Source organism: Pseudoflavonifractor sp. 60, from assembly GCF_009911645.1.
GTDB lineage: Bacteria > Bacillota > Clostridia > Oscillospirales > Oscillospiraceae > Lawsonibacter.
Window position 1 is genome coordinate 1 of the sequence record NZ_QWKI01000335.1, and the last position, 1,378, is coordinate 1,378.

Sequence of the window (1,378 nt, forward strand, 5' to 3'; positions counted from 1 at the left end):
TGGTGTTGACCCATTCAGCTGCCGCGTTCCATTTCTCAACAATGAAGTCCCAGGCTTTCGCTGCTGCCTCTTTGACCGCATCCCAATGCTGTATCAGCAGCGCAACCACCGCAATAACAGCCCCAATTGCCACGGTTACCAGGCCAATCGGAGATGTAAGGAATGCAACAGCTGCGCCAAAAACAGTCGTTGCTGTAGTGGCAACTGCCGATATCGCAGACCAAAGTGTTACTGCCGTGTTTACCAATCCCCAAGCTGCCGCAAATGCTCCGATAACAATTACAATTCCTTGAACCAGCCCTTGGTTCTCCGAAATCCACAGGCTAAAATTGTTCAGCAGTTTAACGATAGTCTCCAGCGCTGCTATGACGATATCCCCCGTCCATGCGGCAAGAGGCTGTAAAAACGTATCCCACAGCCATGTACCAAGGGGCTCCAGTACCTCAAGAACTTCTGTCAGCGTCTCAATTGCAGCTGTTACCAGTTCAATGCCAACGGGTGCCAGCTTCTCCAAAAACCATTGTCCCAAGGGCAGAAGAACCTCTTCGTAGGCGTATGCAAGTCCTCCCGTAATCACCTCCACCAGCGGGTCGATTGCTTCCAAAAGCCCTCGAAATGCGGCTATAACTGGTTCCAGATTAAGGCCTTGTGCCCATGCAAGTGTCGATGCCGTGATTCGCTCAATGAAATTCAGAACAGTTTGAACGATATCGAGAACTGCGCTCCATATGGCTACTCCATTTCCATTTGTCTCCCATGCTTCCCGGATTTTTGCCGCAAATGTTCCAATAATGTTGTTAATATTGGTGTAAATCTGAAGAATTGCTTCACAGATTTCCACCCCTGTCCCATCGTTCCACGCCTCTCGAAATGCCTCGCCAACACTGTTGATTAACTTCAGAAGCTCAGTAAATCGAAACAGAATGGATTCAAAAAACTCAGGTCCAACATTGTCAAAGGCCGTTTTCCAGGCGTTGGCGATATCTGCAATAATGTTCAGAATGGTTGTGAGTAATCCATATACTGCGTTCAAAAACTCCAAACCAGCGCCGCCAGTCCACGCTTCTGTAAAGGCTGTTCCAATCGATTTCAGCAGTTCATATATGGCCGTAAGTGTACGCTTTGAGGCCTCAATAACTGCAGAGCTATTTAGCTCCCACGACTCTTTAAACACTTCTCCAATACGAGTTAGTGCATCTCTCAGCGCCTCAATCTCCGTATTTGCAAGCGATTCGCTGACATTCTCTACCGAGGGTACTTCAATCGCAACATCGCTTAAATCTACCCCCCCGCCAATTCCCCCGGCGCTCTCCGCCGCGTCCCCGGCCAGCTGGTTGATTTCGTCGAAGCCGGCCAGGGACTTCTGCTGGGCCTTGTT

General features: G+C 49.5%; 1 pseudogene. It reads right to left on the reverse strand.

The features are described from left to right. Positions 1-1,378 (reverse strand): annotated as a pseudogene (locus D1646_RS22250) (hypothetical protein); the annotation flags it as partial.